This is a genomic window from Anaerostipes sp. CAG:276 (assembly GCF_000432215.1).
Taxonomy (GTDB): Bacteria; Bacillota; Clostridia; order Lachnospirales; family Lachnospiraceae; genus Anaerostipes; species Anaerostipes caccae.
Genome location: NZ_FR889176.1, coordinates 81,442 through 88,417, shown reverse-complemented (window position 1 = coordinate 88,417; position 6,976 = coordinate 81,442). Strand labels below are relative to the sequence as shown.

Annotated in this window: 5 protein-coding genes; 3 read left to right on the top strand and 2 right to left on the bottom strand. The window is 44.3% G+C overall.

The genetic code is table 11. The features are described 5' to 3' along the window. Nucleotides 1-248 precede the first annotated feature (248 nt). Together QVP35_RS02430 and QVP35_RS02425 are read right to left on the bottom strand one after the other, a co-directional pair. Nucleotides 249-704, bottom strand: a complete 456-nt coding sequence (locus tag QVP35_RS02430; protein ID WP_009289010.1) for a VOC family protein — start codon at nt 702-704, stop codon at nt 249-251. Nucleotides 705-742: 38 nt separating this feature from the next. Then, nucleotides 743-1,588 carry a helix-turn-helix domain-containing protein gene (locus tag QVP35_RS02425; RefSeq protein ID WP_009289009.1) on the bottom strand — a complete coding sequence of 282 codons (846 nt, stop codon included), beginning with the start codon at nt 1,586-1,588 and terminating at the stop codon, nt 743-745. A 181-nt stretch (nt 1,589-1,769) separates the two neighbouring features. Between QVP35_RS02425 and QVP35_RS02420 the strand changes: the two genes are divergently transcribed. From QVP35_RS02420 to QVP35_RS02410, 3 genes are read left to right on the top strand one after another with little or no spacing between them, the layout of a single operon-like run. Then, nucleotides 1,770-2,474: an ABC transporter ATP-binding protein gene (locus QVP35_RS02420; protein ID WP_006566441.1), complete on the top strand. Its 705-nt coding sequence runs from the start codon at nt 1,770-1,772 to the stop codon at nt 2,472-2,474. A gap of 9 nt (nt 2,475-2,483) precedes the next feature. Continuing rightward, a complete protein-coding gene (locus QVP35_RS02415; protein WP_022260758.1) occupies nt 2,484-5,621 on the top strand; it encodes an FtsX-like permease family protein in 3,138 nt (1,045 codons plus the stop codon). A gap of 29 nt (nt 5,622-5,650) precedes the next feature. After that, complete coding sequence (locus QVP35_RS02410) at nt 5,651-6,964, top strand: alpha-amylase family glycosyl hydrolase (RefSeq protein WP_009289006.1); 1,314 nt, start codon at nt 5,651-5,653, stop codon at nt 6,962-6,964. The last annotated feature ends 12 nt before the right edge of the window (nt 6,965-6,976 follow it).

Sequence of the window (6,976 nt, the reverse complement as noted above, 5' to 3'; positions counted from 1 at the left end):
CAGCCGATTCGAAAGAAAATGCCGGAAGAACAGAAACGGTTGGGAAAAATTCAGAGAAACGTTGAATTTATCAGGGAAAATGACTATAATAAAAATAAGGAATGGCAGAAATACGTTGGATAAATAAAAACAAGAGTTGTATATTTACAACAAATGTAAAATACGAAAAGGCATTGAGCTTCTTTAATTTCACAAGAAACTCAATGCCTAAATTTTTACTTTTTTCATATCCTATTGATTCGATACATTTATAAAAACTGCTCAACAAACTCAACCGGAAGCATCGTTCGCTCCGCAGTTTCTTCTGCGGAGAGCCCCTGTGACAAGAAACGTTTTGCAACACTTTCCATGCTCTCTGCCACTTCTACGATATATTTGTCATAATCATAAAACCGCATAACACGCTGGCCCCATGGATATTCTTTGATTCCATGGAGAAATTCAATCCCTTCCAGAGCTTTCAGCTTATCTTCCCAGGCGTCCAAATCTTCCACTTCAAAATAAAGCTGAAAATTATCAGGTTTCTCCTGAGGCTCCAGTTTCACTCCGACCAATTCTTCGTAGTTAGACTGCAGAGACAGGCCATTTTGAAAAGAAACATGAACCCCCAGATCCATCTCTACCGTTTGTTCCATTACCTTCTCATAAAAATTTTTGGACCTTTCCATATCAGATACCGAAATCAACGTACCTCCGTATATCATATTTTCTGCTCCTTTCTGCTTTGTACCTACATTATAGATCAGAATTTAGCAATCTCGCTGTAAAAATCGGACATCTCACGGCGGTATTCCTGTGGAGAAATTCCGCATACAGATTTAAAATCGTGGATACAGTGAGGCAGATCATAATATCCGGATAAATTGCAGGCATTGGTGATGCTGTTTTGAGGATTTTGAAGGAGGTGGATTGCCGAATTGATGCGGACCAGGCGGGAAAAAGTCTTTGCGTTCATTCCGATACACCGAGAAAATATCCGGTTTAAATGCCGCTGGCTGTAATAGACAGTATCCGACAACTCTTTTACAGAGAGACTGCCCATGTTCTGAATAATGTTCTGAATAATGTTCTGAACAGAAAAATGCAGTTCGGGGGACAGAGAAGCTTTTATGTTTGTCAGCAGCAGGCTGTCGATGTCCCTGATCATTTCATATGCACTGCGGGCTTTTTCGATGTTTTCAATGATCCGTTTATCTAACCCGAAACTTAGGTCAGAAGGAGAGAAAGCACGATCAGAAAGCTCCTTTTGCGGAACAGCTGTAAATGCGTATAAACCGGCCGGCTGGAACTCAATAATAAATAACATTTCTGCCTGATTTGCCTGCTCACCGACGCTGCAGGCCGCCGTGGCCGGGCCAAACAAGCGGCTGCTCATCCCGGTTTCATCACATGAACATACCAGAGTTGCGCACCCGTGGGGGATGACGGTGTAATGATTTGAGATCATGTCACTGCCGGGGAAGGTGACAGTGTAATTAGAAATCCAATCCCGCAGTGCCGGATGAGGAAGGAGATACATATAATCCTCTCCTTTTTCCAGAACACGATGGGGTTCGCGGTAAAATCTCAGGTCATCTTTCGTGATCATAAGCTGCCAGTCCTTTCAAAATTTATATACCAGACATTCGTTTTATAACCTTATCATAACATATCAAATGATGAAATCTAATGGAAATCATTTTTGTCTGACCACGGCAGAGCATATAGGTATTATTTTTTGCGAAAATATGTTAAAATTTATGTATCTCGGATAGCGGAGGGAACTGCATATGGATGATTTTATTCGGTTGGAAGAAGTGAGGAAAATATATCAGACGGGACAGGTCGTTACCAAGGCCGTAGATGGGATTAATTTTACCATCAGTGAGGGAGAATTTGTCGTCATCATAGGAGCCAGCGGCGCCGGAAAGACCACGATTCTGAACATTCTGGGTGGGATGGACACCGTAACTTCCGGTTCTGTTTTTGTAGATGGAAATGATATCGCAAAGTATTCAAGAAGACAGCTGACCCAGTACCGGAGAAATGACATCGGATTTGTATTTCAGTTTTACAATCTGGTGCCTAATCTGACGGCGCTGGAAAATGTGGAGCTGGCCCTTCAGATCAGTAAAAATCCGCTGGATGCGGAACAGATTCTTTCGGATGTGGGGCTCTCTGAGCGCCTCTCTAATTTCCCTGCCCAGCTTTCCGGAGGAGAACAGCAGCGGGTTTCCATTGCCAGGGCCCTTGCCAAGAATCCAAAGCTTCTGCTCTGCGATGAGCCGACCGGGGCTCTGGACTATAAGACAGGAAAATCGATTCTAAAACTTTTGCAGGATACTTGCCGTGAGAGAAATAAAACTGTGATTGTTATCACTCACAATCTTGCGATCGCCCCGATTGCAGACCGTGTGATCGAGATCAAGAGCGGAAAAGTACATGATATGCGGATCAATCAGGAGCCTAAATCAGTAGAGACGATAGAATGGTAGGTGGACCATATGAAGAAAGCGCTTCATAAAGACAATTTCATGATGGTCCGAAAGACACTGCCGAGATTTTTGTCGATCTTTTTTATTGTTGCATTGGGAGTAGCGTTTTTTTCCGGAGTCCGGGTTACAGAACCCGATATGAAGTTAACCGCAGATGCCCAGTTTGACGAGAGCAGGCTTATGGATTTAAGAGTCCTTGGCACCATGGGTATCACAGAGAAAGATGTAAAAGCGGTCAGAGAAATTTCCGGGATTTCCGTGGCGGAACCAAGCTACTCTGTGGACACGATCTGTAAATTGAATGACACAGAAAAGGTCTTAAAAGTCATGGCGGCGACCGGCCGGCTTAACCAGATCAAAGTCACAGAGGGCAGGATGCCGAAGACGAACGGCGAGTGCCTGGTGGATTCTTATCTGATGGACCATTCGGATATCAAAGTCGGCGATACGATTACAGTATCATCGGGGACGGATGATGATATTGGGGAGACATTAAAAGAATCCTCACTGAAAGTAGTCGGAGTGGGAAGTTCCTCCTATTATCTTTCCAGAGACAGGGGAACGGCCACTATAGGAAATGGGCAGATCAGCGGTTTTGCTGTGGTGCCGAAAGAAAATTTTAAATTGGATGTCTGCACGGATTTGTATATCACTGTGAAAGGGGCGGCAGGGAAGACTGCATATACAGATGACTATGACGATATCGTAGAAAAAGCAGAAAAAAAGATTAAGAATATTTCAGACAGCCGCTGTGAGATTAGACAAAGGGAAATAAAGGACGAGGCTGAAAAGGAAGTAAAAAAGGCTGAGAATCAATATAAAAAAGAAAAGAAAAAAGCGGATAAAAAACTCGCAGAAGCAGAGCAGAAACTCAAAGATGCAAAAAAGGAAATAAACGCCGGACAAAAAGAGATTGCTTCCCAGAAATATAAGATATCCCAAGGCGAGAAGGAGATACAAAAGGGATGGCAGAGTTACAGAGACGGCAGGAAGCAGCTTTCTAAGGCAGAGAAAGACATTAAAAGCAATGAGAAAAAGCTTGTGAAAGCAGAAAAAGAGCTTGCCAAAGCGAAAGAACAGTTAAAACAGCAGATGCAGCAGGCAGGAGCTATGGGACAGATTCCACCGGAGATGCAGCAGAAATTTGAACAGGCAGAGAAGGAACTATTAAGACAGGAGGCAGTTTTAAAAGCCTCTAAAAAGGATCTGGCCAAAGGAAAAAATGAACTTCAGGCAAGCAAAAAAAAGTTAAACAGTTCTGCCTCTCTGCTGAGGAAGAAGGAAAAAGAACTTAAGAACGGAGAACTTAAAATTTACGAGGCTGAGAAAAAGCTTTCAGATGCCCGAAAGGAGCTCAAAAAGGGAGAAAAAGAATATAGATCTTCTAAGAAGAAGGCTGACCGTAAGTTTGCCAAGGCAAAGAAGAAGATCGATGATGCCCGGAAAGAGATAGATGATATAAAGATGCCCAAATGGTATGTGCTGGACCGGAACAAGATCCAGTCTTACGTGGAATACGGAGGGGACACCGAAAGAATCGGGGCGATCGGAGAAGTATTTCCGGTGATTTTCTTCCTGGTAGCCGCACTGGTAAGTCTGACGACCATGACCAGGATGGTGGAGGAACAGAGAACCCAGATCGGAATTTTAAAGGCTTTGGGGTACACAGGCTTCGATGTGGCAAAGAAGTATGGACTGTACGCCCTGCTCGCCACAGCAGGGGGAAGTATCGCAGGCGTGCTTGTGGGAGAGACAATCCTTCCTAAGATCATCATCGAGGCGTATTCTATGATGTATACGGGGATCGGTCCGGTAAAACATCCGTTTGAGACCAGGTTTGCACTGACAGCCTCCGCGGCCTCTGTGTGTATCACGCTTGGAGCCACCATGTTTGCCTGTTATAAAGAACTGAGGGAAAAACCGGCGCAGCTGATGCGTCCTGAGGCACCGAAGGAGGGCAAACGGATCTGGCTTGAGCGGATCGGAATTCTGTGGAGGCATTTAAACTTTACGTGGAAGTCCACCCTGAGAAACCTGTTCCGGTATAAAAAGCGGTTTTTTATGACCATATTCGGAATCGGCGGGTGTATGGCGCTGCTGCTCGTCGGTTTTGGGTTGAAAGATTCTATTTTTGCCATATCAAAAAATCAGTATCAAAACATTATGACTTATGATGCATCGGTCACACTGGAAGACGATCTGTCTGCAAAAAAGGAGCAGGAAATTGCATCTTGGATACAAAAACAGCATACAATACCAAGCAGCACCAAAATCCGCAGCGTCTCAGTAGATGTGGAGTTTGACGGGGACAGCAAGTCGGCTTCTCTGTTTGTGCCAGAAGATGCGAAAGAACTTTCATCTTATATCCGGTTTAAGGACCGGATATCCGGGGAGAAATACCGGCTCTCTGACAACGGCATTATTCTCACGGAAAAAGTATGCAGCCTGCTGGGCATCAAAATCGGAGATACCGTCATTATTAAAGAAGGAGAGACAAAGACTGTCCGGGCGAAAGTGGAGCATATTACAGAAAATTATATGCATCACAATATCTATATGTCCAAAGATCTATACCAAAAGCTTTATGGAGAGGAGCCGGAGTACAATCAAATTCTTTTAAAAGACAAAGACAGATCCGAAAAAACAGAGACAGATCTTGGAAAAGGTCTGCTGAAGCAGGAGGGGGTGGCATCTGTTTCCTTTATCTCTGATTTTGAGAAAGAGATGAACGATATGCTGAACAATCTGAATATTGTTGTGTTTGTCTTAATTGTATCTGCCGGACTCCTGGCTTTTGTAGTATTATATAATCTGAACAACATTAATATCGCTGAGAGGAAGGCGGAACTCGCAACCCTTAAAGTTTTGGGTTTTTATGACCTGGAGACCGCGGCCTATGTCTACCGGGAAAATATCCTGCTCACCGTCATAGGCACAGCCGTGGGAGCGGGTTTGGGCATCCTCCTCCACCGATATGTGATTTTAACTGCGGAGGTAGATCTGATCATGTTTGGAAGACAGATCCTGCCGGCCAGTTATCTATACAGTGTTCTGCTCACCATAGGGTTTGCGGCGCTGATTAATTTCATGATGTTTTTCCAGCTTCGGAAAATCAGCATGGTGGAATCTTTAAAGAGCACAGAGTGACACCCCAAAGGTAGGAAGGGAGATTGACTATGAAAGGATTAACAATGAAGGACTTGATTTTTTATCACATTTTTCCGCTGGGAGCTTTTGTGGATGATGAGACAGAACATGGGATACTGGAAGTAAAGGAATGGATACCTCATATCAAAGGGCTGGGAGCCAATTCCATTTATTTTTCTCCGGTTTTTGAGTCCAGCAGCCACGGATACGATACGAAAGATTATAAAGTGATCGACCAAAGGCTTGGAACGAACGAAGATTTTAAAGAAGTATGCGATGCACTGCATGAAGAAGGAATCAAAGTTATTTTAGACGGTGTATTCAATCATGTGGGCCGAGAATTCTGGGCATTTCAGGACGTTTTGGAAAAGAGGCAGGATTCTGAATATAAGGATTGGTTCTATATCAATTTTGACGGAAACAGCAACTATGGTGACGGATTCTGGTATGAGGGCTGGGAAGGCCATTTTGAACTGGTAAAATTAAATCTGGATAACCCCGCAGTCAGAGACCACCTTCTGGATGCAGTGGGTATGTGGATGGATGAGTTCGGGATTGACGGTATCCGTCTGGATGTAGCCTATATGCTGAACCGGACATTTATGAAGAATCTTGTGGATTTTGCCAGAGACAGAAATCCGGAGATGGTCTTTATAGGAGAAATGCTGCATGGGGATTACAGCACTCTGGTCAATCACCATATGCTTGATTCTGCCACAAATTATGAATGTTATAAGGGTCTGTACTCCAGTTTTAATACCCACAACATGCACGAGATCGGTTATTCTCTGAACCGGCAGTTTGGCCCGGAACCATGGACACTTTATCAGGGACTCCCTCTGTACAGTTTTGTGGATAACCACGATGTGATGAGGATTGCCACCCAGCTTACGGATGAAAAACATCTGCCTCTGATCAATGCACTCATGTTTGCCATGCCGGGGGTACCGTCCGTCTACTACGGAAGTGAGTGGGGAATCGAGGGATTTAAAGAACCCGGCAGTGACGACGCACTTCGTCCGAGAGTAAAACCTGAGGATCTTAAGCAGGGAGAACTCTATCAATACATCGCAAAGCTTTCAGAAGTGAGGAAACACAGTCAGGCGCTGAAAGACGGCGGTTACAGAGAAATACGTACGGAACAGGATATCATCGCCTTTGAGAGAGAAGCGGGAGAAGAGAGAATGATTTTTGCCTTAAATGCGGGATCGGAGGAATATACCCTGCATTTTGACGCCAGAGCGGGAAAAGGCACGGATCTTCTGACCGGAGAAGAGAAAGATTTTGGGGGAGGGCTTTTGATTCCTCCGTATCAGGCCATGATTATTCAACCTGAGCGTTAGGCTTTCTTGACT